Genomic DNA, 24,529 nt, shown 5'->3' with positions numbered 1-24,529 from the left:
TCCGCACCGCGTGGTCCTACTAGCCGGCCCTTCTGGGTCCGGAAAGTCGTACATAGCGCAGCAAACCGGCTTGCCGGTGCTCTGCTTGGACGACTTCTACAAAGACGGCGATGACCCTACGTTGCCGCTACGAAACGGCCAGGTGGATTGGGAATCGCCGCAGTCGTGGGACGCCCCCGGTGCGGTGGAAATCATTGCCCGACTTGCCCGTGAGGGTCGAGCCGATGTGCCGGTTTATGCGATCGGCGCCGATCGACGGGTGGCCACCCGGCCATTTGATGTCGCCGGTTCGCCAATTTTCGTGGCCGAAGGGATCTTCGCCGCCGAGATCGTCGAGGAGTGTCGTCGACTCGGCCTGCTCGCCGGGGCGTACGCGCTGCGCCGCCCGCGCGGGGCGACCTTCCTGCGCCGACTCGCCCGCGACCTGTCCGAGCAGCGCAAGGCCCCCCGGGTGCTGATTCGGCGCGGGGTGGCGCTGCTGCGGGCCGAGCCCGCGGTGCTGCGTCGGCAGATGGGCCTGGGCGCGGAGGCGGCCCGTGCCCGGGAGGTGCTGAGCCGGGTGGCCAGCCTGCTCGCCGGCCACCCGCACGGCTGAGCTCAGGCCAGCAACTTCGCGTACGCCGGCTTGATCACCTCATCGATGATGCGCAGCCGCTCGTCGAACGGGATGAAGGCGCTCTTCATCGCGTTGATGGTGAACCACTGCAGTTCCTTCCACCCGTAGCCGAACGTCTCCACCAGCAGCGACATCTCCCGCGACATGGAGGTGCCGCTCATCAGCCGGTTGTCGGTGTTGACGGTCACCCGGAAGCGCAGGTCCCGCAGCAGGCCGATCGGGTGATCCGCGATCGAGTCCACCGCACCGGTCTGCACGTTCGACGAGGGGCACAACTCCAGCGGGATGCGCTTGTCCCGGACGTACGCGGCCAGCCGGCCGAGCGAGCCGTCGGGCGCGATGTCGTCGACGATCCGCACCCCGTGGCCGAGCCGGTCCGCTCCGCACCACTGGATCGCCTGCCAGATCGACGGCAGACCGAACGCCTCGCCGGCGTGGATGGTGAAGTGGAAGTTCTCCCGCTGGAGGTACTCGAAGGCGTCCAGGTGCCGGGTGGGCGGGAAGCCCGCCTCGGCGCCGGCGATGTCGAAGCCGACCACCCCGGCGTCGCGGTGCCGCACGGCCAACTCGGCGATCTCCTGCGAGCGGGCGGCGTGCCGCATCGCGGTCAGCAGGGTGCCCACCCGGATGCTCAGGCCCGCCTCGACCGCCTGCGCGGTGCCCTCGGCGAACCCGGCCAGCACCGCCTCGACCACCTCGTCCAGGCTGAGGTCCCGTTCCAGGTGCTGCTCCGGGGCGAAGCGCACCTCGGCGTAGACCACCCCGTCGGCGGCCAGGTCGAGGGCACACTCACGAGCCACCCGACGCAGCGCGGGTGCGGTCTGCATGACCGCCACGGTGTGCGCGAACGTCTCCAGGTAACGCTCCAGGGAGCCGGAGTCCGCCGCGTCCGCGAACCAGCGTCCGAGCGCCTCCGGGTCGGTGGTGGGCAGTTCGTGGCCCACCTCGGCGGCCAGGTCGACGATCGTCGCCGGCCGCAGCCCACCGTCGAGGTGGTCGTGCAGCAACGCCTTGGGAACCTTGACGATGTCCTCGTACCGGATAGTTGCGACCATGCTCAGACCCTAGTCAGCGGCCCGGACGGACCGGGACGGGACCGGCCGGGCGTCACGGCCGCCAGCCGTAGACCCCGGTCCACGGCGAGGTGGATCACCAGTCGCCCGTCGGCGACCATGGCGGCCCGATGGCGGCGGGACGCGACGCCGGGCGGCGAATCGATGACGTGTCAACCAACCGCTAGACTCGTCAGGTGGACGCAACCCGGTGGCTGGCTGCACGCGAGGATTGCTCTGGTCGCGCAGCCGGCTCTCCCACCACCTGACCCGCATGCAGCAGCGTGGCCTGGTCACCCGCGAGGAGTGCGCCGACAACGCCCGCGGTTCGGTCGTCGTCCTCACCCCCGCCGGCCGGCAGGCCATCGAGACCGCCGCACCCGGCCACGTGGCCGCCGTCCGCCGGCACCTGATCGACCTGCTCACGCCTGCGGAGATCGACGCGCTCGGCGCGCTCACCCACCGGGTGGTCGACCACCTCGGCGGGCGGGCGCCCCAGCCCCGGCACGCTTCGGAGGCCTGACGTGGACCCCCGCATCCTCCACCGACTGCGCTGCCCGGTCTGCGGCGAGCCGCTGGCCGAGACGACAGCCGGCACCGCCAGGGCACTGCGCTGCCCGCGCCGGCACAGCTTCGACATCGCCCGCCAGGGGTACGTCAACCTGCTCGCCGGACGCGCCCCGCACTCCGGCGACACCGCCGAGATGGTGGCCGCCCGCGCGGACTTCCTCGCCGCCGGGCACTACGACGTCATCGCCGCCGCCCTCGCCACAGCCGCCACGGACGCCGTCGGCCGTCTCGACGCTACGGACGCCCCACACCCGGCACCTACTCCGCCCACCCTTTGCTCTGCACCCGTCGAGGCGACGGTCTCCCCGCCGAGCCGTCGCCTCGGTGGGTGCAGAGCAAAGGACCCAACAGCAAGGGCAAAGGACCCAACAGCAGAGGAACGCGTCGAGCCGCCGCCGGACTTCGGGGCGTACCCCCTGGTGGTGGATGCCGGCGCCGGCACCGGCCGGTACCTCGGCGCGGTGCTGGCGGCGCTGCCCGACGCCGTGGGTCTGGCTCTGGACGTGTCCAAGCCGGCACTGCGCCGCGCGGCCCGTGCCCACCCTCGGGCCGCCGCCGCGCTCGCCGACACCTGGCAACGACTGCCGCTCGCGGACGCCTCGACCGCGGTGCTGCTGAACGTCTTCGCCCCGCGAAACGGTGCCGAGTTCCACCGGGTGCTCGACCCGGCCGGGACGCTGCTGGTGGTCACGCCCGACACCGACCATCTCGCCGAGTTGGTGGATGCCCTCGACCTGCTGCGGGTGGACCCGGACAAGGCCGACCGGGTGACCGGGAGCCTGGGCGGGCACTTCACGCCGGCCGGCTCGGCCGTGCACCGGGCGCAGCTGACACTGACCCGGCCGGAGGCCGCCAGCCTGGTCGGGATGGGCCCGAGCGCCTGGCACACCGACCCGGACGCGCTCGCCGCCCGGCTGGCCGCCCTGCCCGAACCGGTCCGGGTGACGGTGGCGGTGCGGGTGGACGCATACCGGCCCCACTGACCTCAGGTGGACAGGTCGACCTCTTCCCAACCGGGCGGCTCGTCGTGGTACGGCCCCCGCAGGATCACCGCCCACTCCAACGCCCAACGCCGCTGCCCGATCGCGTTCGCGTCGACCAGGCCCGGCGCGCGCCGGCCGCCGCGCTCGGTCTCCAGGTACGCCCAGTCCAGGCAGTAGTGCAGGTCGAGCAGGGCGGCCGCGTCGGCCGGGTGCTGTGGCGCCGTGAGGATCCGGGAGCGCCAGTGCGGGAAGGTCTCCCCCTCGGCGATGTGCGGCAGCCGCTCGATCAGCCGCTCGTCGACGGCCAGGGTGGGGTCGAGCTGCTTGCTCAGGCCGAGCACCCAGGCCAGCGCGAAGAGCGCGTCGTGGTGCAGCACGAACGACCGGTGGTCGCCCTTGCCGCCCATCACGAACTGCCACTCCGGCGGGGTGACCATGTCGACCAGGTGCGAGCCGAGCAGCCAGCTCATCGCCGCCTGCGGGGGCATCCCGAAGCAGCGGGCCAGGATCAGGTGCAGCACCGCGATCCTCGCCTCGATCTCCCCGGTCGGGCGCAGGTCGATCTGGTCACCCGGTTCCCAGACGAGGGGAAACTGGGCCGGCGGCAACGGCAGGCCCAGCCGGGACAGCTCGTCCAGGCTCGCCTCGCGCACCTCACGTGGGTCGGGGGCAGCAACGCTCACGGCGGATCTTCCTGTCTGCTCGCGCCGGCGCAAGGCCGGTTGTCCCCCCTTGGCCTGCGACAATAGCGCTCCCAGGTGACTGGCACCACGCCAGGGCGACAGCGAATCGATCAGCCGACGCGTTCGATGACCAACGACGTCGCGGCCGGGGCCGTCGACGCGATCCGCACCGCGTCGGCGGCCTCGGTCAGCGCGGCCGGAATCCGCGTCGCGTCCTCGGCACGCAGCTCGTAGAGCGGGTCACCGGCCCGCACCTCGTCACCCGGGCGCTTGTGCAGCACCACACCGGCCGGCACGCTCACCGGGTCCTCCTTGCGGGCCCGACCCGCGCCGAGCCGCCACGCGGCAACCCCCATGGCGTACGCGTCGACAGCCGCGACGTAGCCGTCCCGCTCGGCGCGGACGACCTCCACCTCGGCGGTCGTTGGCATCGGCGCGTCCGGGTCGCCGCCCTGGGCCCGGATCATCGCCCGCCAGGAGTCCATCGCCCGACCATCACGCAGCGCCGCCGCCGGGTCGGCGTCCGGCAGGCCGGCGGCGTCGAGCATCTCCCGGGCCAGGGCGAGGGTCAGCTCCACCACGTCGGCCGGTCCGCCGCCGGCCAGCACCTCGACCGACTCGGTCACCTCGACCGCGTTGCCGATCGCCAGGCCCAACGGGGTGGACATGTCGGTGAGCAGGGCGACGGTCCGCACACCGTGCGCCCCGCCCAGCTCGACCATGGTGCGCGCCAACTCACGGGCCTGGTCGACGGACTTCATGAAGGCGCCGGAGCCGACCTTGACGTCGAGGACCAGCGCGCCGGTCCCCTCGGCGATCTTCTTGCTCATGATCGAGCTGGCGATCAGCGGGATCGCCTCCACGGTGCCGGTCACGTCGCGCAGCGCGTACAGCTTGCGATCGGCGGGCGCGAGCCCGGCACCGGCCGCGCAGATCACCGCACCGACGTCGTCGAGCTGGGCGATGAACTCGTCGTTGCTCACCGTGGCCCGCCAGCCCGGGATGGACTCCAACTTGTCCAGCGTGCCGCCGGTGTGTCCGAGACCCCGGCCGCTGAGCTGCGGCACCGCCGCGCCACAGGCCGCCACCAGCGGGGTGAGCGGCAGAGTGATCTTGTCGCCGACGCCGCCGGTGGAGTGCTTGTCGACAGTCGGCCGGCGTACCGCCGACAGGTCCAGCCGCTCACCGCTGGCGATCATCGCGGCGGTCCACCGGGCGATCTCCGGCGCGGTCATGCCGTTGAGCAGGATCGCCATCGCCAGCGCGGACATCTGCTCGTCGGCGACAACCCCCCGGGTGTACGCGTCGACCACCCAGTCGATCTGCGCGTCCGACAGCACGCCCCCGTCCCGCTTGACCCGAATAACGTCCACAGCAGCAAAACCACTCATCAAATGATCTTTCCTAAGTCGTCGAATGGCGAGACCGACGTACGGCCGATGACCACGTCGGGGCGGGGGCCGACCGTGCCCGGCGGAGGGATCAAGCCTGACCGCCCGGAGCCGGGCACGGTCGGCCCCCGCCCCCAACCGCAACACTCAAGACCACCGCACCGGGATCTCCACAGGCGGCTCACCCTCACCAGCCCAGAAGATCGTGCCGGTCTCGTCGACCACCACCACCCGGGGCGTCCGGGCCAGACCCCAGGTGATCGCCTCGGCCGGCTGGTCCCAGCTCGGCGCTTCCTCCAGCACCCCGGTCTCGGCACCGGCGTCGTCTCCGGCCGACCGCTCCCAGTACGCCGTCCAGACCTGCTGACCAGCGGACATGTCCGGGTGCACGAAGACGGTGCCGCGCCCGCGCCAGGCAGCGAGCCGCTCCGGGACCACCGGCACCGGCGTCTCACCGGTGACGGCCTCCAGGTCCTCCACGCCGAAGGCGTGCGGCAGCAGCTCGGCCATCCGCAGTGGCCGGGTCTTGCTCTCGATCAGGCACTCCGGCCCGCCGTGCTCCCAGAGCAGCTGCCGGCACCGGCCGCACGGCATCAACGGCTCGCCGGTCGCGTCGACGCAGGAGAGCGCGACGAGCCGACCGCCACCGGTGGCGTGCAGGCTGGACACGACCCCGCACTCGGCGCAGAGCGTCACCCCGTACGCGGCGTTCTCCACGTTGCAGCCGACCACCACCCGGCCGTCGTCGACCAGCGCGGCGGCGCCGACCGGGAACGTCGAGTACGGCGCGTACGCGTGCCGCATCGCTTCGGTGGCGGCAGCGCGCAACTGCGCCCAGTCAATGTCGGTCATGTCATCATTCTGCCGAAGTAGCCCAGGTCAGAAGCGGGCAGGGCCGGGTCCCCGGCCCTGCCCGCAGCGGTCTGTGGTGATGGTGGTCAGCCCTTGATGTACGGCTTGCCGTCGGCGGCCGGTGCCCGGACCCGGCCAACCAGCCCGGCGACGGCCAGGATGGTCGCCAGGTAGGGCAGCATGGCCAGGAACTGGCTGGGGATCGAGCTGCTGATCGCGCCCAGGTAGGTGGCGAGCTGGTCGGCGAACCCGAAGAAGAGGGCGGCGAGCAGCGCGCCGGTCGGGTTCCACCGGCCGAAGATCAGCGCGGCCAGGGCGATGAAGCCCTTACCACCGATCATGTTCTTGGTGAACGAGTAGAGCGCCAGCGTGTAGGACGCGCCGCCGATGCCGGCGACCACACCGGCCAGCAGGACGTTGCGGTAGCGCACCCGCAGCACCTTGACGCCGAGCGTGTCGGCCGCGATCGGGTGCTCGCCGACGGACCGGGTACGCAGCCCCCACCGGGTGCGGAACAACGCGATGTGGATCACCAGGACCAGGAGCAGCCCGAGGTAGAGGAAGATGTTGCCGCGGAACAACGCCGGCCCGAGCACCGGGATGTCCTTCAGCAGCGGGATCTCCCAGTTGCTGAAGCGGGGCGCGCTGTTGTACCTCGCGGCGTCGGTCTGCATCAGCCGCTCGTAGAGGAAGCCGGTGACGCCGACCGCCAACAGGTTCAGCACGATGCCCATGACGACCTGGTCGACCAGGTAACGGATGGCGAAGACGGCGAGCAGCAGCGAGATGAACGCGCCGCCGATGGCGGCGGCGACCAGGCCCACCCAGACGCTGCCGGAGATGCTGCCGAAGAGGGCGCCGCTGAACGCGCCCATCAGCAGCTGACCCTCGATCGCCACGTTGACCACGCCGGAGCGTTCGCAGAGCACACCGGCGAGCGCGCCAAAGATCAACGGCAGGGCCAGGATGAAGGTGCCCCGGATGATGTTGACCAGCGGCATGAAGTTCTGCCCGGTCGGTGCGGCGGAGATCTGCCAGCAGAGGAACGACAGCACGAAACCGACCAGCCCGACGGCGAGCACGGGAAGGAACCACCGCTTCGGCACCCCGGCGAGGAGCGCCGCACCGGCGGCGATCGCGATGATCCCGAACAGGATCGCCCCGATCGTGCCGTTGATCTCCAACGCGGCGCCGGCCGCGTCGTCGCTGAGGGTGAACCGGGCCTGCTGGTCGGTGGCGAGCGCGCCGAAGAGCACCGCGGACAGCAGACCGAGCCCCAGCAGCGTGAGGCCGACCTTGCGGCTGCGGGTCCAGAAGCCCTCGTCTACCGGGGCGACGGCGATGTCGGGGACAGCCATGGTGGACATCAGTTACCAGCCCTTCGCCAGGCTCGTCTGCAACCGGGCGGCGCGGGCGGCCCGGAGCTGGAAGATCGCCTTCACCAGGGCCGGCGCGGCGATGAAGATGACGATCAGCGCCTGGAGCACCGTCACCAGCTCCAGCGAGATCCCGGAGTACGACTGCATCCGGTTACCACCGGCCTGCAGCGCCCCGAACAGCAGCGCGGCGAGCAACACCCCCCAGGGCTTCACCCGCCCGAGCAGCGCCACCAGGATGCCGTCGAAGCCGATCTGCGCGACCACCAGCGGGGTCAACGCGCTGGCGGTCGAGCCGAGCACCATGTTCGAGCCGCCGAGGCCGGCCAGGATGCCGGCAAAGACCATGATCAGGATGTACGTCCGGGTGACGCTGATGCCGGCGGTCCGGGCGGCGTCCGGGTTGGCACCGACCGCACGCAGCTCGAAGCCGAGCGTCGAGCGGTTGAGCAGCCAGGCGACCGCCCAGGTGGCCAGCACGGCGAGCAGGATGCCGGCGTGCACCCGCAGGTTGTCGCCGAGCAGTCGGGGCAGCTGGGCGGAGGTGTCCACCGCCTTGCTGATCGCGTCGGTACGGGTCGGGTCCTGCACGCCGTTCTGCACGATCAACCAGGTGAGGAAGTACGTGGCGACGTAGTTCAGCATGATCGTGTTGATCACCTCGTGCGCGCCGGCCCGGGCCTTGAGGATGCCGGGGATGAAACCCCAGATCGCTCCGCCCAGCGCGCCGGCCAGCACCGCCACCAGCAGGTGCAGGCCCGGCGGCAGCGGCAGCAAGAAGCCGGCCAGCGCCGCCATGATCACGCCGATGGTGGCCTGGCCCTGGGCGCCGATGTTGAACAGGCCGCCACGGAAGGCCAACGCCACCGACAGACCGGTGAAGACCAGCGGCGCCGCGTAGGTCAGCGTCTCCGAGATCGGCGCGAGCACCGCCTGCCAGCCGTTGGCGCCGTCCAGCCAGCCGGAGAACGCCTCGGGGTCGAAGATCGAGCCCTTGAACAGGTTCGCGTACGCCTCGCTGACGAGCGTCCAGCTGGAGTTGATCGCGTCGGACGGGCGGGAGGTGATGTACGAGTACGTGGAGAGCACATCGGGATCAGAAATGATCATCAGTACCGCGCCGACCACGATCGCCAACACCAGCGACAGCAGGGTCACCGTGAAGGTGTTGGCCGCCCAGAGGTTGTCCAGGAACAGCCGACCCAGGCTCGGCTTCGACCCCGGCTCCGGCTTCGCCGCCGGGCGGTCCGGCTCGGTCGCCACCTCGGCCCGTTCGGTGTTGCCGAGCGCGTTCTGCGCCGCCTGCGCCTCGCTCGCCGGCTCCTTGTCCGGCGAGCCGGACTGCGGGTTGGGTGAGTCGCTCATGCCGTCACTCCGCTTCGCTGCGTGACGCCATGAGGCACCAACGCCCTGCAACACCGATTCACTCGCTGCCGCTCGCTCATGCCGTCACTCCGCTTCGCTGCGTGACGCCATGAGGCACCAACGCCCTGCAACACCGATTCACTCGCTGCCGCTCGCTCATGCCGTCACTCCGCTTCGCTGCGTGACGCCATGAGGCACCAACGCCCTGCAACACCGATTCACTCGCTGCCGCTCGCTCATGCCTCGTCCTCGCTCGCGGAGCCCGGGTCGCTCGCCGGGCTCCCGTCGGTGGCCGGCCCGTCGCCGGGCGCGGCGTCCGTGTTGCGCTCGTTCGCCGAGTCCGGGGTGATGCCGGCCATCAGCAGGCCGATCTCCTCACGCGGGGTGTCCGGGCCGACGATGCCGATGATGCGACCGCGGTACATCACCGCGATCCGGTCGGCCAACCCGATCACCTCGTCGAGTTCGCTGGAGACCACCATGACGGCAGTGCCGACGTCCCGTTCGTGGATGATCTGGCTGTGGATGAACTCGATCGACCCGACGTCGACGCCACGGGTCGGCTGGGCGGCGATGAGGAGCTTCAGCGGCCGGGACAGCTCCCGGGCCACGATCACCTTCTGCTGGTTGCCGCCGGAGAGAGTGCCCACCGCCGCGTCGGCCGATGACGTGCGGACGTCGAACTGCTCGATCCGCTCCTTCGCCGAGGCGGCGATCGCGTCCGGCTTGAGGGCGAGCCCGGCACCGAACGGCGGCCGGTCGTAGATGTCCAGCACCAGGTTCTCCGCGACGCTGAACTCCTTGACCAGGCCGTCCACGCTGCGGTCCTCGGGCACGTAGCCGACGCCCGCCCGGAGCACCCGCTTGGGCTTCCAGCCGTTGATCCGGTCGCCGACCAGGCTGACCGTGCCGCCGAGCACCGGGCGTAGGCCCATGATCGCCTCGATCAGCTCGGTCTGACCGTTGCCCTGGACGCCCGCCACGCCGAGCACCTCACCCGCCCGCACGGTCAGGTCGATGCCGTCGACGGCGCGGATCTGCCGGTCGTCGTCGACGACGAGCCCGGACACCTCCAGCACCGGCTCGCCCGGAGTGGCCGGGGTCTTGTCGACGGTGAGCCGGACGTTGCGCCCGACCATCAGCGCGGCCAACTCGTCCCGGCTGGCCTCCGGCGAGGCGGTGCCCACCGTCTTTCCGCGTCGGATCACGGTGATCCGGTCGGCGATGGCCTTGACCTCGCCAAGTTTGTGGGTGATGAAGACGATCGACTTGCCGGCCGCCTTGAGGGACCGCATCACCGTCAGCAGTTCCTCGGTCTCCTGGGGGGTGAGCACCGCGGTCGGCTCGTCCAGGATGAGCAGGTCGACGTCGCGGGTGAGCGCCTTGACGATCTCGACGCGTTGCTGGATGCCGACCGGCAGGTCCTCGATCACCGCGTCCGGGTCGACCCGCAGGTTGTAGCGCTCGGACACCTCGGTGACCTCGCGCCGGGCCCGCCGCCGGTCCAGGAAACCGGCGATGCCGCCTCGGACCTGCTCGGCGCCGAGCATGATGTTCTCGGTGACGGTGAAGACCGGCACCAGCATGAAGTGCTGGTGCACCATGCCGATCCCGGCACCGATCGCGTCGGACGGGCCCTTCAGCTTCAACGGCTTGCCGTCGACCAGGATCTCGCCCTCGTCGGGCTGGTAGAGCCCGTAGAGCACGTTCATCAGGGTCGACTTGCCCGCGCCGTTCTCGCCGAGCAGGGCATGAATCTCTCCAGGCTCCACCGTCAGGTCGATGTGGTCGTTGGCGACCAGATCACCGAACCGCTTGGTGATGCCGCGCAGTTCGAGTCTCAGCGCAACCTCCTGGAGTGCGAGCGATGGTGCAGCCTAGCTGCCGTCAACCCGGCCGGAGCGGCCCGGCTGACGTGGTGCGCGATCGGCCGCTCCGACCCCACGGTCACCCGCAGGGCCGAAGCGGCCGATCGGTCGTACCTGTCCCCCGCCGACCTCCCCGATGATCTCACCGGAGGAGCCGTGCGGTTGTCACTTGGTCGGCTGAGCCTTCGAGGTGACGGTGATGGTGCCAGCGGCGATGTCAGCCTTGATCTTGTCGACCTCGGCCTTCAGCTCGGCCGGAACCTTGCTGTCGAAGTCGTGGTACGGGGCGATCGAGACACCGTTGTTGGCCAGGGTGCCGACGAAGCCCGGGTTGGCCGGAAGCTTGTCACCGGCGGCGGCCTTCACCACGGCTTCCTTGACGGCGTCCGGGATGTTCTTGACCACGGTGGTGATGATCGCCGAGCAGTCCGGGGTGCTCTCGCAGCCGTCGACGTCCACCCAGATGGTGCTGTACTTGCCACCCGAGGCCTTGGCGGCGGCGGTGGTGCCGAGGCCGGAGCCGCCGGCGACCGGCATGATGATGTCCGCGCCCTGGGCGACCAGCGCGTCGGAGACCTTCTTGCCCTCGTCCTGCTTGTCGAAGGCGTTGGAGAAGGAGCCCTTCTGGGTCTCCTTGTTCCAGCCCAGCGCCTGGACGTTCTTGCCCTTGGCCTTGTTGTACTGCGCGACGCCGTCGACGAAGCCGTCCATGAAGATCGTCACCGGCGGGATCGGCACCGCACCGTAGGTGGCCACCTTGCCGGACTTGGTCATTCCGGCGGCCAGGTAACCGGCCTGGAACGCGGCCTGCGCGGTGTCGAACTGCATCGGGTAGACGTTGTCCACACCCGGGTTGGCGTCGACGATGCCGAACACCTGGTTCGGGTTCGCCGCCGCGATCTTCTTAGTGGCGTTCTCCATCAGGCCACCGACCGCCAGGATGAAGTCGCACTTCTGGTTGACGAACTGCGTCAGGTTCGGCTCGTAGTCCGCCTCCGCCTTCGACGCGACGTACTTGATGTCGATGTTGTCGTTGGCGGCCTTGGCCTCCTGCAGGCCCTTCCAGGCCGAAGCGTTGAACGACTTGTCGTCGATGCCGCCGACGTCGGTCACCATGCAGGCGCTGAACTTCTTGGCGCCACTGCCGGCGTTGTTGTCATCCTTGGGCGCCTCGCCACAAGCGGCGGCGGTGAGCGCGAGCCCACCCACCGCGAAGATCGAGGCGATCCGCATCCCACGCACCGAGCGCAAGACGTCTCCTTCCCATTGCTCACCGCGCCTTATGCGGTGGCAGCCCATCAGCCGGCCTGCGGGTGTGCCGCCGGCTGTCCCACGTTACGGACGGGAGCGTACGCCCGCGTCCACCCACCGGCCGACAATCGTGCACGACTGTTGAGCGCCTGTTACCCGGGTGTAACCCTTGCGTGGGGCAAGTCACTCTTCGTGCTGGTAGCCGAGCGCCAAGGTGTCCGCAACGTCCGTTTCCTGGAGGCGCCCACCCTCCCCGGACGTTACCGCCAAAAGACCGCTACCGCCGCGTTGACCAGGGTCAGGCCGACGATCGCGAGGAAGTGACCACGGTTGACCACGTCCCGCTTCCGGGAGAAGAAGACCATGACGAAGATCAGCAGCGCGATCACCAACTTCGTCACAAGTTTCGCCGGCGCCGGCTCGTCGCCGTCGCGTAGCGGCGCGGACAGGCCCAGCCCGGTCAGCAACTGGATCACCGCGCCCCAGAGCATGGCCTGGTTGATCCGCAGCCGACCGCTGGCGTACTGGGCGATCGAGCCGCCGAGCAGCAGGGCGAACCCGATCAGATGGACGTAGAGGAGGATGAGTCTGAGAGCTTCCACGCTCGCCATACTCCCCTATGAACGACGGATCGTAGTAGCGGGATCCGCCGACAGGCGCGAATCAGTCGATCAACCGGTCGTTCCCGGGGTGGAACCGGACATGGCCGGCTCGCGCGGCTGGTCGAGCACCGTCTGCGACCCGGCTCGGCTGTCACCGCCGAACGCGACGGCGACCCATCCGGCAAGGCTCACCGCAGCCAGGAGCACCACCGGCAGCGTCACCCGGTTCACCGAGGTCGCCAGCCACCACTGGATCTCGTTCGGGCCGGACAGGTAGGTCCCGATCAGAACCGCCAGGTAGTAGCCGTTGGCCGCCCACACCCAGCCGTCCGCCGCCAGCCCGGCGGCATGACGCCGCCCCCGCAGGAAGAGGGTGCCGATCAACGCCACCACCGCGGCGCCCACCAGCAGCGGACCAACCACGTCCCACAACGCCGCGACGGTGAACTGGAAGCGTTCCACCACCCCCGCGTCCCGAGCATCCGAGGTGCCGCTGGTGATGTCCGACTGGGCGTCCAACAGGCGGGCCAGCACCGCCCAGGCACCCCCGGCCAGCACCGGCAGCCACACCAGCGCCGCCCGCCGCAGGTCGGCGCGGCCCCGCACGGTGACCAGCACGGCCAGGCCCGCGACGGCGATCAGCCCCTCGTTCTTACTGAGCGCCGCGACGGTCAACAGCACCAGCGGCACCGCGGGTCGGCGCAGCGGATCCGCACCGAGCAGCAGCGCCACCGCCGCACCGGCGAAGGCGGTGGACCAGAGCGCGTCGGCGAGACCACCGGTCACTGCGTACGGGACGTTCGCCCAGGTTGCCAGGCCCACCGCGATGGCCAGCGCCCAGGCCACCCGCGCGGACACCCGGTTCAGCGCGCGTCGGACCAGGTAGACCAGCATCGCGACCGCCGAGACGGTGACCAACGTGCCGACGAGCTGCGCGGTACGGAAGTCCGGCTCGACGACGCTCCACACGGCGGCGACGGGCGCCGAGGCGAACGGCGGGTAGTCGGTGTGCGAGAAGACGAAGGCGGGGCTGCCGATCGTCGCCCGCGCGTACTCGCTGCCGTTGGCGAAGTAGCCGGCGTGCAGCCACCAGATGGAGTGGGCGTCCCACTGGAAGGCCGGCTCGAAGATCATGAAGCACGGCGGGAGCAGTGGCAGCGCGATCAGCAGGGCGTGCGACCACCCCCCGTACGGTGCCGACTCGCCGGGGCGGCGCGACAGCCACCAGGCGCCGGCCGCCCCGGCGACCAGCACCAGCGCGAGCCAGAGCAACAGCGGACCGCCGACGACCAGCATCAGGACCACCGCGACAGTGCTCAGGAGCGCCGCCGTCACCGGCGCGAAGAGCACTGCGAGGAAGGGACTGCGCAGCACCGCGAAGGCCAGCGGAAAACCGGCGGCGAGGAGGGCGAGCACGGCGAGCATCGAGGTGGGAGCCATGTCGTCAGCCGACCTTCCGGACGACCAGCCGCACGCCCGGGCTGGTCGGCCGCTTCCGCTGCACCGTGGTCACGCCCACCCAGTAGTCCCGAGGACCCGCCTGGACGACCACACATCCGCGCAGCACGGCAAGCTCACTCAACCGCTGTTGCCAGAGGTCCTTGTTCGCCCGGGCCGGGGTGAGCGAGATCCGGCTGCCGGCGGGCACCTGCTCAACGAACTGCTGCCAGAGCGTCTCCAGATCCACCTGATGCTGGAGGGCCGGAAGGTCGTGTTCCCGGTCGGTCATGAAGGCGACGCCACGGCCGGTGGCCTGCACGGCGCCCTGGGCGGTCAGCAGGAGGCAGCCCACACCGACGAGCGCCACGACGACCCGGGCGATCGTGGTCGGGTCCCGGCGCTTCGTGCTGGTCATCGGTCAGCGAGGGTCTTGGCGGGGATGCCGCCGGGACGACGCCGGGCTCGTTCCCGGCCCAGGATCCACAACGCCTCGATGCCGTCCCGCCAGGTGATCTTCTTGCCCTCCGCGCGGCCCCGCGCCCGATAGGTGATCGGCACGTCGTAGGGGCGGATCTGCCGGCGCAGCAGCTTGCCGGTCACCTCGGCCTCCATGCCGAACCCGCGCGACCGGATGTTCAACGACCGGAACAGCTCCACCGGCATCAGTTTGAAGCACGTCTCCACATCGCCGATGTAGGAATTGAAAAGAATGTTCGCCGCCGTGGTGACGCCGCGGTTGCCGACCACGTACCAGAAGCTGTAGGCACTGTGGCTGCCGAAGGTGCGGTTGCCGTAGACGACTGTCGCCTGCCCCTCCAACACCGGCGCCAACAGCTGAGGGATGTCCTGGGGGTCGTACTCCAGGTCGGCGTCCAGGATCACCATGTACTCGCCCCGGGCGTTGTCCACAGCGGTCCTGATCGCCGCGCCCTTGCCCGCGTTGCGCGGGTGGGTCACGACCCGCAGCCGCGCGTCATCCATCCGACCGAGGATCTCGGCGGTCTCGTCAGTGCTGCCGTCGTCGACCACCACGATCTCGATCTCGCACGGGTACTGCACGGCGAGGGCCTGCTTCAGGGCCTCCCCGACGCGTTCCGCTTCGTTGTAGACCGGCATCAAGATCGACAGTTGCACGAGAGTCTCCCCGGGAACAGCACCGGACGGCGGATGAAGGGCGGCGGGCCACCAGCGGCCAGTGAAACAAAAGCGCCACACGTTCGCTGGCCCGCTCTCGCTGAGCAACGTCAGCACGGCGCCGGAGCACCCTACCGCGCGCCACCGGAGATCGACCGCCCCCGGTCTCACCCCTTGACGGCTCCCGAGGTCAGCCCGGAGACGATGTACCGCTGGAGAAACTGGAAGACCAGCACCGTCGGGATCGCGGTGAGCAGGGTGCCGGCCGCGAAAATGCCGAAGTTGTTGTTGCGCTCGTTGCCCTCCAACAGGCCGTACATCCCCACCGCCAGGGTCTTGGAGTCGCTACTGGTGAGGAAGACGTTGGCCATCAGGAACTCGTTGATGGTGCCGATGAAGGCCAACAGCCCGGCCACCGCCAGGATCGGCGCCACCAGCGGCAGCATGATCCGGAAGAAGACCTGGGCGTGCGACGCACCGTCCATGGTGGCCGACTCGTCCAACTCCCGCGGCAACGTGTCGAAGAAACCCTTCATCAGCCAGGTGTTCACCCCGAGCGCGCCACCCAGGTAGAGCAGCAGCAGACCCCACGGAGTGTTGAAACCGATCGACGGCCACAGGTCGGTGATCGTGCCGAAGATCAGGTAGATCGCCACGATCGCCAGGAACTGCGGGAACATCTGCACCAGGAGCAGCGACAGCAGCCCCACCCGGCGGCCGCGGAACCGCATCCGGGAGAAGGCGTACGCGGCGAGCGCCGAGAGGAACACCGACGCGAACGCCGCCACCCCGGCGATCAGCAACGAGTTGAGGAACCACCGCCCGAAAGCGGTCCGCTCGAACAACCCACCGACATTGTCCAGCGACACCCCGCCGGTCGGCACCAACTCGGTGGTGGACAACGTACCGAGCGGGTTGAGTGCCGCGGACACCACGAAAACGATCGGGAACAGGCTGAACAACACGGCGAGCACGGCGACCAGGTGCCGCCAGCCGACCTGGGTGAACCAGCGGCCACGCCGCCGGCCGGCCTGGTTGAGGTTGAGGGTTGTCACGCGTACACCTCTTCCTGTTTGCGGGTGCGCCGGAAGCCGACCGCGGAGACCACCGCGACGATGGCGAAGATGAACACCGAGATGCCGGCGGCGAAGCCGAGCTGCGCCCCCTGGCCGCCGAAGGCGAGCCGATAGGTGTACGTGATCAGCAGGTCGGTGGCGCCGTTCGTCGGGTTGTCGGCGGGGAAGGGCGCACCGTCGGTGGTCAGGTAGATCGCGTTGAAGTTGTTGAAGTTGAACGCGAACGACGAGATCAGCAGCGGCGAGAGCGCTACCAGCAACAGCGGCAGGGTGACCGCGCGGAAGGACTGCCAGGGTGAGGCCCCGTCGACCGAGGTGGCCTCGGTCAGCTCGCGCGGGATGGCCTGCAACGCACCGGTGGCCACCAGGAACATGTACGGGTACCCGAGCCAGAGCTGCACCAGGATGACCGCGAAGCGGGCCGTCCACGCCTGACCGAACCAGTCCACGTCCAGCCCGAACAGGTTGTTGATCAGCCCGAAGTCGGCGTTGAACATGTCCCGCCAGGCCAGCAGCATCGCGAACGACGGCATGGCGTACGGCAGGACCAGCAGCACCCGGTAGAGATTGGTGCCGCGCATCCGGGCCGAGTGCAGCGCGACCGCGATCAGCATGCCGAGCAGGAACGTCCCACCGGTGGAGCCGATGGCGAAGGCGAAGTTCCAGATCAGGGTGCTGAGGAAGGGGCCGGAGACGTTCTTGTCGGTGAGCACACGGGTGAAGTTGGTCAGCCCGGCGTTGACCTTCCAGCCCTGGGCCAGCCGCTCACCGTCGGCGGCGACGAAGGCACCCGCCTCGTCGTCGGCGGTCCAGGTCCGCCCGGTCTCGGCGTCGCGGACGCAGTCGCAGGCGGCGTCGTACGCCCGCACCGCCTTGCCCTCGTACGCGCGGGACAGGCCGCTGGAGCGCAGCGCGCCACCGGGGGTGGGCACCACCAGGTCGGTGATCTCCTTGCTGCGGGAGCTGGCCTGGCCGATGTTCAGCACTGTGTACCCGGCGGCGGCGGTGACCCTCCCGCCGGTGGCGACCGTGACGTCGGCACTGTCGAGTCGGCGCAGCCCGTCGCTGTCACCGACGGAGACCGCGCCGGTGCCCGGGTCGGTGACCAGGAAGACCAGCGCACCGGTGGCCGGGTCGCCGGTGGTGGCGATCGTCAGGGCGTACTCGGCGGATCCGGGTACCTGGGTGACCGACGAGGACTCGATGGCGACGATCGCGTCGTCCTTGCTGCCCCGGTGCCCGTCCCCGAAGTTGGTGAAGGCGGTGCTGGCGGTGTAGAGCACCGGGATGACCTGGAAGGCGATCAGGAACAGGGTTCCCGGGACCAGGTACTTGGCGGGGACGTGCCGACGGGTGAGGTACAGGTAGAACAGCCCGGCGGTGGACGCCACCAGCAGCGCCAGGCCGACCCACATCTCGGCGGCGACGAGCGGGAACGCCGCCCAGACGGCGACACCGGCGGTCAGGCCGAGCAGGAGCACCTTGCCGGCGAGCCCGGTCAGGGTGATCGGCGCGTGGTCACGTGTGGCACGGGAGCGCGGGGGTGGGGAGCCGGCGGGCTCCCGGCCCGGGGCCTGCGTGGCAGACCCCGGGCCGGACAGCGGCGTACTCATTACTTGATCTGGCCGGAGATCGTCTTGCCGGCGGCGGTGATGGTGCTGGTCGGGTCCGCCCCACCGATGACGGCGGCCTCGGCCTTGCCGAACGGGTCCCAGATCGCGGCCATCGCCGGAATGGCCGGGAGCACCTGCCCGTTCCTGCCCGCCTCCTGGAACTTGGCCAGGTCCGCGTCGGCGCCCTTGACCTGGTCGAGGGCGGCGGTCAACGCCGGCGGCCGGGGCTCGGCGTTGTACAGCGCGACGGCCAGCTCGGGCGTGGTGGTGTAGTTGGCCACGAACTCCTGGGCCAGCGCCTTGTTGGTGCCCTTGGCCGCGACGTAGAACGCCTGCACGCCCACGAACGGCTGGGCTTCCCTGCCGCCGGCGAAGCCGGGGATCGCCGAGATGTCGTACGAGATGCCGGCCTTCTTGACGTCGGCCACGGCCCACGGTCCGGAGACCAGGTACGCGCACTTCTTGCCGGTGAAGGTGGCGATCGAGTTGGTGTCCGCGATGGAGCGCTTGAGCACACCCGCGCCCTTCTCGCCGAGCGCGCCGATCTTCTTGAAGGCCTCAATGGACTCGGGCTTGCCCACGCCCAGGTCCTTCGGGTCGTAGTCGCCGTTGGCGCCGGTGCCGAAGAGGTATCCGCCGGCCGAGCTGTAGAGCGGGTAGATGTGGTAGGCGTCGCCGTTCTGGCCGACCTGGAGGCAGAGCGTCTCGGTGACCTTCTTCGACGCCGTGAGCTGCTTGCCCTTGGCGACCAGGTCCTCAATGGTCTTCGGCGCCTCGGGGGCCAGCTCGGTGTTGCGGATCAGCGCCAGGTTCTCCTGCGCGTACGGCACGCCGTAGAGCTGGCCGTTGAAGGTGACCGCCTTGACGGCTGTCGCGTTGAAGGCGCTCTTCTGGTCGGCGGCGAGCTGCACCGGGTCGATGGCGCCGTTCTGCACCAGGTTACCGATCCAGTCGTGTGCGCCGACCACGACGTCCGGCCCGCTGCCCTGTTGGGACGCGGTGACGAAGTTGGTCTGCAGGTCCTTGCTGACGGCCTGGACCTCGACGGTGACGCCGTTCTCCTGGCCGAACTTCTCGGCGAACGGCTTGAGGGCGGCGGTCCGCTTGTCGTCCGCCCAGATGACCATCTTGCCGCCGGCTGCCTTGGGGGTGTCCTTCGCGGCCGGCTCGTCGCTGTCGCCACCGCAGCCCGAGGCGGCGAGCGCCAGGGCGAAGAGGGCGACCACACCCGCGGTACGGATGCGCATCGGTGCTCCTGTCGTCATGGCGGGTCCGCCGGGGGAGGGCGGCCGGCCAGTGGAAAGTCTGGAAGTTCTTGCCAACCGACGCATGATGTTGCGCCGCTGCTCGCGCATGTTGCGGGGACGTTAGCAAGACGTTGCAGATTATGGAAGGGCTTGCAAAGCACTCCGCAAGAACTTGCCGGTGGGCTAAAGTGCCGCCATGCGCGCTCGACTGTCCGACATCGCCCAGCAGGCCGAAGTCAGCGAGGCCACGGTGTCGCGGGTGCTCAACGACCGCCCCGGCGTGGCAGCGGAGACCCGCCAGGCCGTCCTCACCGCCCTCGACGTGCTCGGATACGAGCGCCCGGCCCGACTGCGTAAGCGCAGCGCCGGCCTGGTCGGCCTGGTGGTACCGGAGCTGGACAACCCGATCTTCCCCGCCTTCGCCCAGGTCATCGAGTCGACCCTGGCGCAGAGCGGGTTCACCCCGGTGCTCTGCACCCAGACCGCCGGCGGGGTGACCGAGGACGAGTACGTGGAGATGCTGCTGGACCGGCAGGTCTCCGGGATCGTCTTCGTCTCCGGCCTGCACGCCGACACCGCCGCCAACCACGACCGCTACCGGGCGCTGCTCGCCCGGCCGTTGCCGGTCGTGATGATCAACGGGTACGTGCCCGGCATCGGCGCACCCTTCGTGTCCTGCGACGACCGGGAGGCGGCCGAACTCGCCGTCGCCCACCTGGTCGCGCTCGGACATCGGAGGATCGGCCTGATCACCGGCCCGGACCGGTTCGTCCCGGTGCAGCGCAAGGTCGCCGGCTGGCGATCCGCGATGACCCGGTTGGCCGGCGTCGCCGAAGCCGACCTGGGCCCACTCGCCGAGCTGTCACTGTTCGGAGTGGAGGGTGGCGAGGCGGCGGCCGGGCGACTGCTGGACCGCGGCGTCACCGGTGTGGTCTGCGGCTCCGACCTGATGGCGCTCGGCGCGGTCCGGGCCGCCCGCCAACGCGGCCTCAACGTGCCCGACGGCCTCTCCGTGGTGGGTTACGACGACTCACCGCTGATGGCCTTCACCGACCCGCCGCTGACCACCATGCGGCAGCCGGTCACCGCGATGGCGGTGGCCGCCGTCCGGGCACTGGTGGACGAGATCAACGGGCACGGCGCCCCGCATTCGGAGTACCTGTTCCGCCCGGAGCTGGTGGTCCGCGGCTCCACGGCTGTCGCACCGAGTTCCGCACGCCTTTCTTACGCAAGATCTGCTTGACTCTTGCAGCGGCCGGCCGGCATATTGCTCGAATGATCAGCGCCGCCACCCCACCGCCCGCCGCCGACGACTGGTGGCGTTCCGCGGTCGTCTACCAGGTGTACGTCCGTAGCTTCGCCGACAGCGACGGCGACGGCATCGGCGACCTCCAGGGCATCCGGCAGCGCCTGCCGTACCTGCGCGACCTCGGGGTGGACGCGCTCTGGCTGACCCCCTTCTACACCTCGCCCATGATCGACGGCGGGTACGACGTGGCCGACTACCGCGACGTCGACCCGATGTTCGGCACCCTCGACGACTTCGACGCGATGATCACCGACGCGCACGCCCACAGCCTGCGGATCATCGTCGACCTGGTGCCCAACCACACCTCCAGCGCGCACCAGTGGTTCACCGCCGCGCTTGCCGCCGGCCCCGGCTCACCGGAGCGGGCCCGCTACCTCTTCGCCGACGGCCGGGGCGCGCACGGCGAGCTGCCCCCGAACGACTGGGAGAGCATCTTCGGCGGCCCCGCCTGGACGCGGATCGCTGACGGTCAGTGGTACCTGCACCTGTTCGACCCGTCGCAGCCCGACCTGAACTGGCGCCACCCGGAGGTCCGCGCCGAGTTCGAGGACGTGCTGCGGTTCTGGCTGGACCGGGGCGTGGACGGATTCCGCATCGACGTGGCGCACGGCATGATCAAGGCGGAAGGGCTGCCGGACGTCGGCTTCAGCTCGATGACCACCGGCCAGCGTCAGGTCGAACTGCTCGGCAAGGGCCGGTTGCCGTACTTCGACCAGGACGAGGTGCACGAGATCTACCGCGCCTGGCGGCCCATCCTGGACAGCTACCCGGGCGGCCGGATGGCGGTCGCCGAGGCATGGGCCGAGACGCCGCAGCGGCTGGCCCGCTACATCGGCCCGGACGAGTTGCACCAGGCGTTCAGCTTCGACTTCCTCGACGCCACCTGGTCGGCCGACTCGTTCCGCAAGGTGATCGACACCGCGTTGGCCGAGGCGACAGTGGTCGGGGCGCCGACCACCTGGGTGTTGTCCAACCACGACAAGCAACGGCACGTCACCCGATACGGCGACGGCCCCGAAGGACTGCGCCGAGCCCGCGCCGCCAGCCTGCTGATGCTCGCCCTGCCCGGCTGCGCCTACCTCTACCAGGGCGAGGAGTTGGGCCTGCCCGAGGTTCTCGACCTCCCCGACGAGCTACGCCAGGATCCGGCGTTCCTACGCACCGGCGAGAGCCGGGACGGCTGCCGGGTGCCCATCCCGTGGAGCGGCGAGCTGACCCCGTACGGCTTCGGGCCGGCCGGCAGCGAGCTGAGCTGGCTACCCGCCCCGGCCGTCTGGCAGACGCTCTCCGTCGCCGCGCAGACCGGCGTGCCCGGCTCCACCCTGGAGCTGTACCGGGCGGCACTGCGGATCCGGCACGACCATCCCGCGCTCGCCCTCGACGCCGACGGGGTCACCTGGCGGGAGAGCGAACCGGGCGTGCTGGCCTTCTCCCGTACCGCCGGCACAACCGTGCTGACCTGCGTGGTCAACCTCAGCGGCGCACCGGTCCTGATCCACGGGTACGGCCAGCCGCTCGTCGCCAGCGACGAGCTCACCGAGCAGGGCACCGGTCATCTGCTGCCAATTGACGCGGCAGTCTGGTTGGAACAGCGCTGAACGGGTAACTCGTTCTCGACCTGGTCGTTCGTCGTGCCCCGCGCCGGCGGGCGACTGGGCTACCGACCCCTTGTGGTGGGGGGTGAGGTGCCACCGGCGCCGCGCGGAGTCCGCTCCGCGTGGCGCCGGTGTCCGTAGCCGGCCGGTGGTGTGGCCCGCAGGGGCCGCGGGTACGGAATTGGGCACCGTCGTTACGGAGGTGCCCCATGGTGGTACGGATCGCCCAGTGCACGCTCGACGTCGAGGACCTGGACGTGATGGTCGCGTTCTGGTCGACGGCCCTCGGCTACGACGTCGAGCGCGGCGACGACGGCAGCGCCAGGCTCCGGCCGCCCGGGCCGCCGTCCGCCACGGCGCCCACCGTGTGGTTGCAGGGCTCGGGCACCGCCAAGCGGGGCAAGAACCGGCTGCACCTCGACCTGGTCGCGGACGCGGACCCCCAGGCCGAGGTACGGCGGCTGCTGAGCCTCGGCGCGCGGCACGTCGACGTCGGGCAGACCGGGGCCGAACAGTTCACGGTGCTCGCCGACCCGGAGGGCAACGAGTTCTGCGTGCTGGACCGCCCGCCGACCCGCTGAGCCCTCACTTCGCGGTCAGCAACGCCGCGATCCGGGTGAAGCCGGCACGCACCTCGGCCTCGTCCGGCGGTTCGGCGGGTTCACCGTGACCCGCCTCGTCGGCTGCCGCGTCCAACTCCTCGTCGATCACGTCCTCGAAGTCCCCGTACAGGTCGGCCCCCTCCACCTGACGGGCCTCGTCCTCGGCGGCGACCTGCGCGGCGGCGATCTCGCTGCGGATCTCGTCGGGGGACAGCGCCGGCAGCAACGGCTCCACCACGGCCACCAACTGCTCCTCGGCCACCACCGCCTCGGCCAGGGCCAACGCGTGGGGGCGCTCGTACGGCCCGCAGACCACCGGCTCCCACTCGTCGAGGTCACCGAGCGGACCGAAGGTGATGATCCACGGCAGGCCGAGCAGCGGTGAGTCCGCCGGCAGGTCGAGTGTCATGAGTGCGCCCACCGGCTCATCATGGCCCGCGAACGCGAGCGCCGATGCGGTTCTCCACTGTTGTCGCCCGTCCGGCGGTCCTCCGGCGCTCGTTCGGTGGCCGTTCGGCGGCTGTCTCGACGGCCGTTCCGGCGGCTGTCTCGACGGCCGTGTTGCCCGGCCGGTCAGCCGGGACGGACAGCGTCCAGGGCGGCGCGGACCAGGGCGAGCGCCGTGGCTGGGGGCACACCGAGCCGAGCCGCCTCCGCCGCGTAGCCGGCCGCTGCCCGCTGGAGACGGTCGACGGCGTCGTCCCGCCCCGGAGCGACGAAGGTGCCGTTGCGTCCCCGGGTCTCCAACAGCCCGGCCGTCTCCAACTCGCGGTAGGCGCGAGCCACCGTGTTCGCTGCCAACCGCAGGTCAGCGGCGAGCTGCCGGACGGTCGGCAGCCGAGTGCCGACCGGCAACCGGCCGTCGCCGATCAGCTCGGCGAGCTGCACCCGCACCTGCTCGTACGGGGGCACCGGCGAGTCCGCATCGACCGAGATCAGCACCTGCCCGCCTTCCGTCATCAGCCCGCCCCGCCCGGCGTACCGGGGTCGATGCCCTCGTCGACATCCTTCGGCGGCGCCGGGGTCTCCGCGAGATCCACGACCCGACCGGTGGTGCTGGTCGCGAGGAGCGCCGCGCCGAACAGCACCAACTGGTTGAGCAGGTAGAGGTAGAGCAGCAGACCGACGGCACCGGCCACCACGGTGTACGCCGGATTCCGCTCGGTCCGCACCACGTAGTATCGCCCGACCGTGTTCAGCAGGGTGATACCGATCGCCACCAGCAACACCACCGGGCGCAGCCGGGAGCGGCTCATCCGCAGCCGGGGCACGGCGAGCAGCAACGCGGTGGCGAGCACGGTGTTGACCAGCACGCTGAGCACCGCGCTGATCGTGGTCAGACCGACCGAGCCGGTGCTGCGGAGCAGGAAACGCAGCAGCGACTCCAACGCGTCGACCGCCGCGACCGACACGCCGAGCAGCACGAAGACGCCGATCATCACGCCCAGGTCGACGAGCCGCCGCACCACCAGGTTGCCCGGCTGCTGGTTGAGCCGGTACATCAGTCGCTGCGAGGATCGGATGGCCTCCACCCAGCCGATCCCGGTGAAAACCAGGATGACCAGGCCGACCACACCGACGGTGCCGCTGGAGTTGGCGATCTGCTCGGCGTCCAGGAACGGCAGATTCTCCTTGAGGAAGTCGGCCGCCGCCGCGCTGACCTCGTCGTTGTCCTCCAGGATCGCGCCGAAGACGGAGAACGCGACCAGGGCGAGGGCGAACACCGCGAAGAAGCCGTAGTAGGCGATGGCGGCTGCCAACCGGCCGGCCAGCACCTCGCCGTACAGCACGCCGGCCCGCCACACGTGGTCGAAGAGGCTCGACCGGTGGCGCGCGCCGCTCACCCAGCGGTCGATGCCCGCCTCGATCCGGCCGATCACGTTCACGCGATCATCCTCGCCGAT

24 protein-coding genes are annotated in these 24,529 nt (G+C 70.3%); 6 read left to right on the top strand and 18 right to left on the bottom strand.

The genetic code is table 11. The features are described from left to right. Positions 1-301 precede the first annotated feature (301 nt). Positions 302-595 carry a hypothetical protein gene (locus ACX27O_RS04965; protein WP_245233532.1) on the top strand — a complete coding sequence of 98 codons (294 nt, stop codon included), beginning with the start codon at positions 302-304 and terminating at the stop codon, positions 593-595. Between the two features lie 2 nt (positions 596-597). Here the strand turns inward: ACX27O_RS04965 and ACX27O_RS04960 are convergent, their stop codons facing one another. After that, positions 598-1,671 carry an adenosine deaminase gene (locus ACX27O_RS04960; protein WP_030329032.1) on the bottom strand — a complete coding sequence of 358 codons (1,074 nt, stop codon included), beginning with the start codon at positions 1,669-1,671 and terminating at the stop codon, positions 598-600. Between the two features lie 271 nt (positions 1,672-1,942). On the opposite strand from ACX27O_RS04960, the gene ACX27O_RS04955 reads away from it, so the two are divergent. Together ACX27O_RS04955 and ACX27O_RS04950 are read left to right on the top strand one after the other, a co-directional pair. Next, positions 1,943-2,191 (top strand): MarR family winged helix-turn-helix transcriptional regulator, encoded by a 249-nt coding sequence (locus ACX27O_RS04955; protein ID WP_247681299.1) that lies wholly within the window; start codon positions 1,943-1,945, stop codon positions 2,189-2,191. 1 nt (position 2,192) lies between these two features. Then, positions 2,193-3,221: a putative RNA methyltransferase gene (locus tag ACX27O_RS04950; protein WP_458938993.1), complete on the top strand. Its 1,029-nt coding sequence runs from the start codon at positions 2,193-2,195 to the stop codon at positions 3,219-3,221. A 2-nt stretch (positions 3,222-3,223) separates the two neighbouring features. Here the strand turns inward: ACX27O_RS04950 and ACX27O_RS04945 are convergent, their stop codons facing one another. From ACX27O_RS04945 to ACX27O_RS04880, 14 genes are all read right to left on the bottom strand, one after another. Beyond that, the gene (locus ACX27O_RS04945; RefSeq protein ID WP_030329040.1) at positions 3,224-3,904 is read right to left on the bottom strand and encodes a DUF4272 domain-containing protein; all 681 of its coding nucleotides are present in this window, start codon (positions 3,902-3,904) and stop codon (positions 3,224-3,226) included. A 110-nt stretch (positions 3,905-4,014) separates the two neighbouring features. Beyond that, positions 4,015-5,295 (bottom strand): thymidine phosphorylase, encoded by a 1,281-nt coding sequence (locus ACX27O_RS04940; protein WP_030329042.1) that lies wholly within the window; start codon positions 5,293-5,295, stop codon positions 4,015-4,017. A 147-nt stretch (positions 5,296-5,442) separates the two neighbouring features. Then, entirely contained in the window at positions 5,443-6,147 is a 705-nt protein-coding gene (locus ACX27O_RS04935; RefSeq protein WP_030329045.1) for a cytidine deaminase, read from the bottom strand. Between the two features lie 86 nt (positions 6,148-6,233). Next, positions 6,234-7,514, bottom strand: a complete 1,281-nt coding sequence (locus ACX27O_RS04930; protein WP_030329048.1) for an ABC transporter permease — start codon at positions 7,512-7,514, stop codon at positions 6,234-6,236. Between the two features lie 3 nt (positions 7,515-7,517). Continuing rightward, on the bottom strand, positions 7,518-8,888 hold the full coding sequence (locus ACX27O_RS04925; RefSeq protein ID WP_210857648.1) for an ABC transporter permease: 1,371 nt from the start codon (positions 8,886-8,888) through the stop codon (positions 7,518-7,520). A gap of 236 nt (positions 8,889-9,124) precedes the next feature. Next, positions 9,125-10,672, bottom strand: coding sequence for an ABC transporter ATP-binding protein (locus tag ACX27O_RS04920; RefSeq protein WP_307857910.1), 1,548 nt, complete (start codon positions 10,670-10,672; stop codon positions 9,125-9,127). A gap of 249 nt (positions 10,673-10,921) precedes the next feature. Beyond that, complete coding sequence (locus ACX27O_RS04915) at positions 10,922-11,989, bottom strand: BMP family lipoprotein (RefSeq protein ID WP_210857658.1); 1,068 nt, start codon at positions 11,987-11,989, stop codon at positions 10,922-10,924. A 278-nt stretch (positions 11,990-12,267) separates the two neighbouring features. After that, positions 12,268-12,609 (bottom strand): hypothetical protein, encoded by a 342-nt coding sequence (locus ACX27O_RS04910; RefSeq protein WP_210857649.1) that lies wholly within the window; start codon positions 12,607-12,609, stop codon positions 12,268-12,270. 69 nt (positions 12,610-12,678) lie between these two features. Continuing rightward, entirely contained in the window at positions 12,679-14,049 is a 1,371-nt protein-coding gene (locus tag ACX27O_RS04905) for a hypothetical protein (RefSeq protein WP_210866620.1), read from the bottom strand. 4 nt (positions 14,050-14,053) lie between these two features. Beyond that, positions 14,054-14,464, bottom strand: coding sequence for a hypothetical protein (locus ACX27O_RS04900; protein WP_210866619.1), 411 nt, complete (start codon positions 14,462-14,464; stop codon positions 14,054-14,056). Beyond that, positions 14,461-15,183, bottom strand: coding sequence for a glycosyltransferase family 2 protein (locus ACX27O_RS04895; RefSeq protein ID WP_030329062.1), 723 nt, complete (start codon positions 15,181-15,183; stop codon positions 14,461-14,463). Before ACX27O_RS04895 ends, ACX27O_RS04900 begins: the two co-directional genes overlap by 4 nt. 167 nt (positions 15,184-15,350) lie before the next feature. Continuing rightward, a complete protein-coding gene (locus tag ACX27O_RS04890) occupies positions 15,351-16,238 on the bottom strand; it encodes a sugar ABC transporter permease (protein WP_210857652.1) in 888 nt (295 codons plus the stop codon). Further along, entirely contained in the window at positions 16,235-17,872 is a 1,638-nt protein-coding gene (locus ACX27O_RS04885; RefSeq protein WP_030329066.1) for an ABC transporter permease subunit, read from the bottom strand. The genes ACX27O_RS04890 and ACX27O_RS04885 overlap by 4 nt, the downstream gene beginning before the upstream one ends. Beyond that, entirely contained in the window at positions 17,872-19,119 is a 1,248-nt protein-coding gene (locus ACX27O_RS04880; protein ID WP_030329069.1) for a sugar ABC transporter substrate-binding protein, read from the bottom strand. The genes ACX27O_RS04885 and ACX27O_RS04880 overlap by 1 nt, the downstream gene beginning before the upstream one ends. A gap of 196 nt (positions 19,120-19,315) precedes the next feature. On the opposite strand from ACX27O_RS04880, the gene ACX27O_RS04875 reads away from it, so the two are divergent. The 3 genes from ACX27O_RS04875 to ACX27O_RS04865 all read left to right on the top strand — a co-directional run bounded on the left by ACX27O_RS04875 (position 19,316) and on the right by ACX27O_RS04865 (position 22,604). Then, positions 19,316-20,362, top strand: a complete 1,047-nt coding sequence (locus ACX27O_RS04875) for a LacI family DNA-binding transcriptional regulator (protein ID WP_030329071.1) — start codon at positions 19,316-19,318, stop codon at positions 20,360-20,362. A 32-nt stretch (positions 20,363-20,394) separates the two neighbouring features. Beyond that, entirely contained in the window at positions 20,395-22,026 is a 1,632-nt protein-coding gene (locus tag ACX27O_RS04870; RefSeq protein WP_458938992.1) for a glycoside hydrolase family 13 protein, read from the top strand. 206 nt (positions 22,027-22,232) lie between these two features. After that, positions 22,233-22,604, top strand: coding sequence for a VOC family protein (locus ACX27O_RS04865; RefSeq protein ID WP_210857654.1), 372 nt, complete (start codon positions 22,233-22,235; stop codon positions 22,602-22,604). 4 nt (positions 22,605-22,608) lie between these two features. On the opposite strand, the gene ACX27O_RS04860 is transcribed toward ACX27O_RS04865, so the two are convergent. The 3 genes from ACX27O_RS04860 to ACX27O_RS04850 form a co-directional block, all read right to left on the bottom strand. Beyond that, positions 22,609-23,046, bottom strand: a complete 438-nt coding sequence (locus tag ACX27O_RS04860) for a hypothetical protein (RefSeq protein ID WP_030329078.1) — start codon at positions 23,044-23,046, stop codon at positions 22,609-22,611. A gap of 152 nt (positions 23,047-23,198) precedes the next feature. Then, the gene (locus ACX27O_RS04855; RefSeq protein ID WP_210857655.1) at positions 23,199-23,585 is read right to left on the bottom strand and encodes a GntR family transcriptional regulator; all 387 of its coding nucleotides are present in this window, start codon (positions 23,583-23,585) and stop codon (positions 23,199-23,201) included. Next, positions 23,585-24,511 (bottom strand): YihY/virulence factor BrkB family protein, encoded by a 927-nt coding sequence (locus tag ACX27O_RS04850; protein WP_030329082.1) that lies wholly within the window; start codon positions 24,509-24,511, stop codon positions 23,585-23,587. The genes ACX27O_RS04855 and ACX27O_RS04850 overlap by 1 nt, the downstream gene beginning before the upstream one ends. Positions 24,512-24,529: the final 18 nt, after the last annotated feature.

This window comes from Micromonospora sp. SD19 (genome assembly GCF_054462275.1).
This window is presented reverse-complemented; position numbering and strand designations above follow the sequence as displayed.

Bases quoted from the DNA above. Each gene is read 5' to 3' on its own strand.
- ACX27O_RS04925 (WP_210857648.1), bottom strand. From the start codon at position 8,888: ATGAGCGACTCACCCAACCCGCAGTCCGGCTCGCCGGACAAGGAGCCG.
- ACX27O_RS04855 (WP_210857655.1), bottom strand. From the start codon at position 23,585: ATGACGGAAGGCGGGCAGGTGCTGATCTCGGTCGATGCGGACTCGCCG.
- ACX27O_RS04955 (WP_247681299.1), top strand. From the start codon at position 1,943: ATGCAGCAGCGTGGCCTGGTCACCCGCGAGGAGTGCGCCGACAACGCC.
- ACX27O_RS04905 (WP_210866620.1), bottom strand. From the start codon at position 14,049: ATGGCTCCCACCTCGATGCTCGCCGTGCTCGCCCTCCTCGCCGCCGGT.
- ACX27O_RS04930 (WP_030329048.1), bottom strand. From the start codon at position 7,514: ATGTCCACCATGGCTGTCCCCGACATCGCCGTCGCCCCGGTAGACGAG.
- ACX27O_RS04915 (WP_210857658.1), bottom strand. From the start codon at position 11,989: ATGCGGATCGCCTCGATCTTCGCGGTGGGTGGGCTCGCGCTCACCGCC.
- ACX27O_RS04960 (WP_030329032.1), bottom strand. From the start codon at position 1,671: ATGGTCGCAACTATCCGGTACGAGGACATCGTCAAGGTTCCCAAGGCG.
- ACX27O_RS04865 (WP_210857654.1), top strand. From the start codon at position 22,233: ATGGTGGTACGGATCGCCCAGTGCACGCTCGACGTCGAGGACCTGGAC.
- ACX27O_RS04935 (WP_030329045.1), bottom strand. From the start codon at position 6,147: ATGACCGACATTGACTGGGCGCAGTTGCGCGCTGCCGCCACCGAAGCG.
- ACX27O_RS04885 (WP_030329066.1), bottom strand. From the start codon at position 17,872: ATGAGTACGCCGCTGTCCGGCCCGGGGTCTGCCACGCAGGCCCCGGGC.
- ACX27O_RS04870 (WP_458938992.1), top strand. From the start codon at position 20,395: ATGATCAGCGCCGCCACCCCACCGCCCGCCGCCGACGACTGGTGGCGT.
- ACX27O_RS04875 (WP_030329071.1), top strand. From the start codon at position 19,316: ATGCGCGCTCGACTGTCCGACATCGCCCAGCAGGCCGAAGTCAGCGAG.
- ACX27O_RS04880 (WP_030329069.1), bottom strand. From the start codon at position 19,119: ATGCGCATCCGTACCGCGGGTGTGGTCGCCCTCTTCGCCCTGGCGCTC.
- ACX27O_RS04940 (WP_030329042.1), bottom strand. From the start codon at position 5,295: ATGAGTGGTTTTGCTGCTGTGGACGTTATTCGGGTCAAGCGGGACGGG.
- ACX27O_RS04900 (WP_210866619.1), bottom strand. From the start codon at position 14,464: ATGACCAGCACGAAGCGCCGGGACCCGACCACGATCGCCCGGGTCGTC.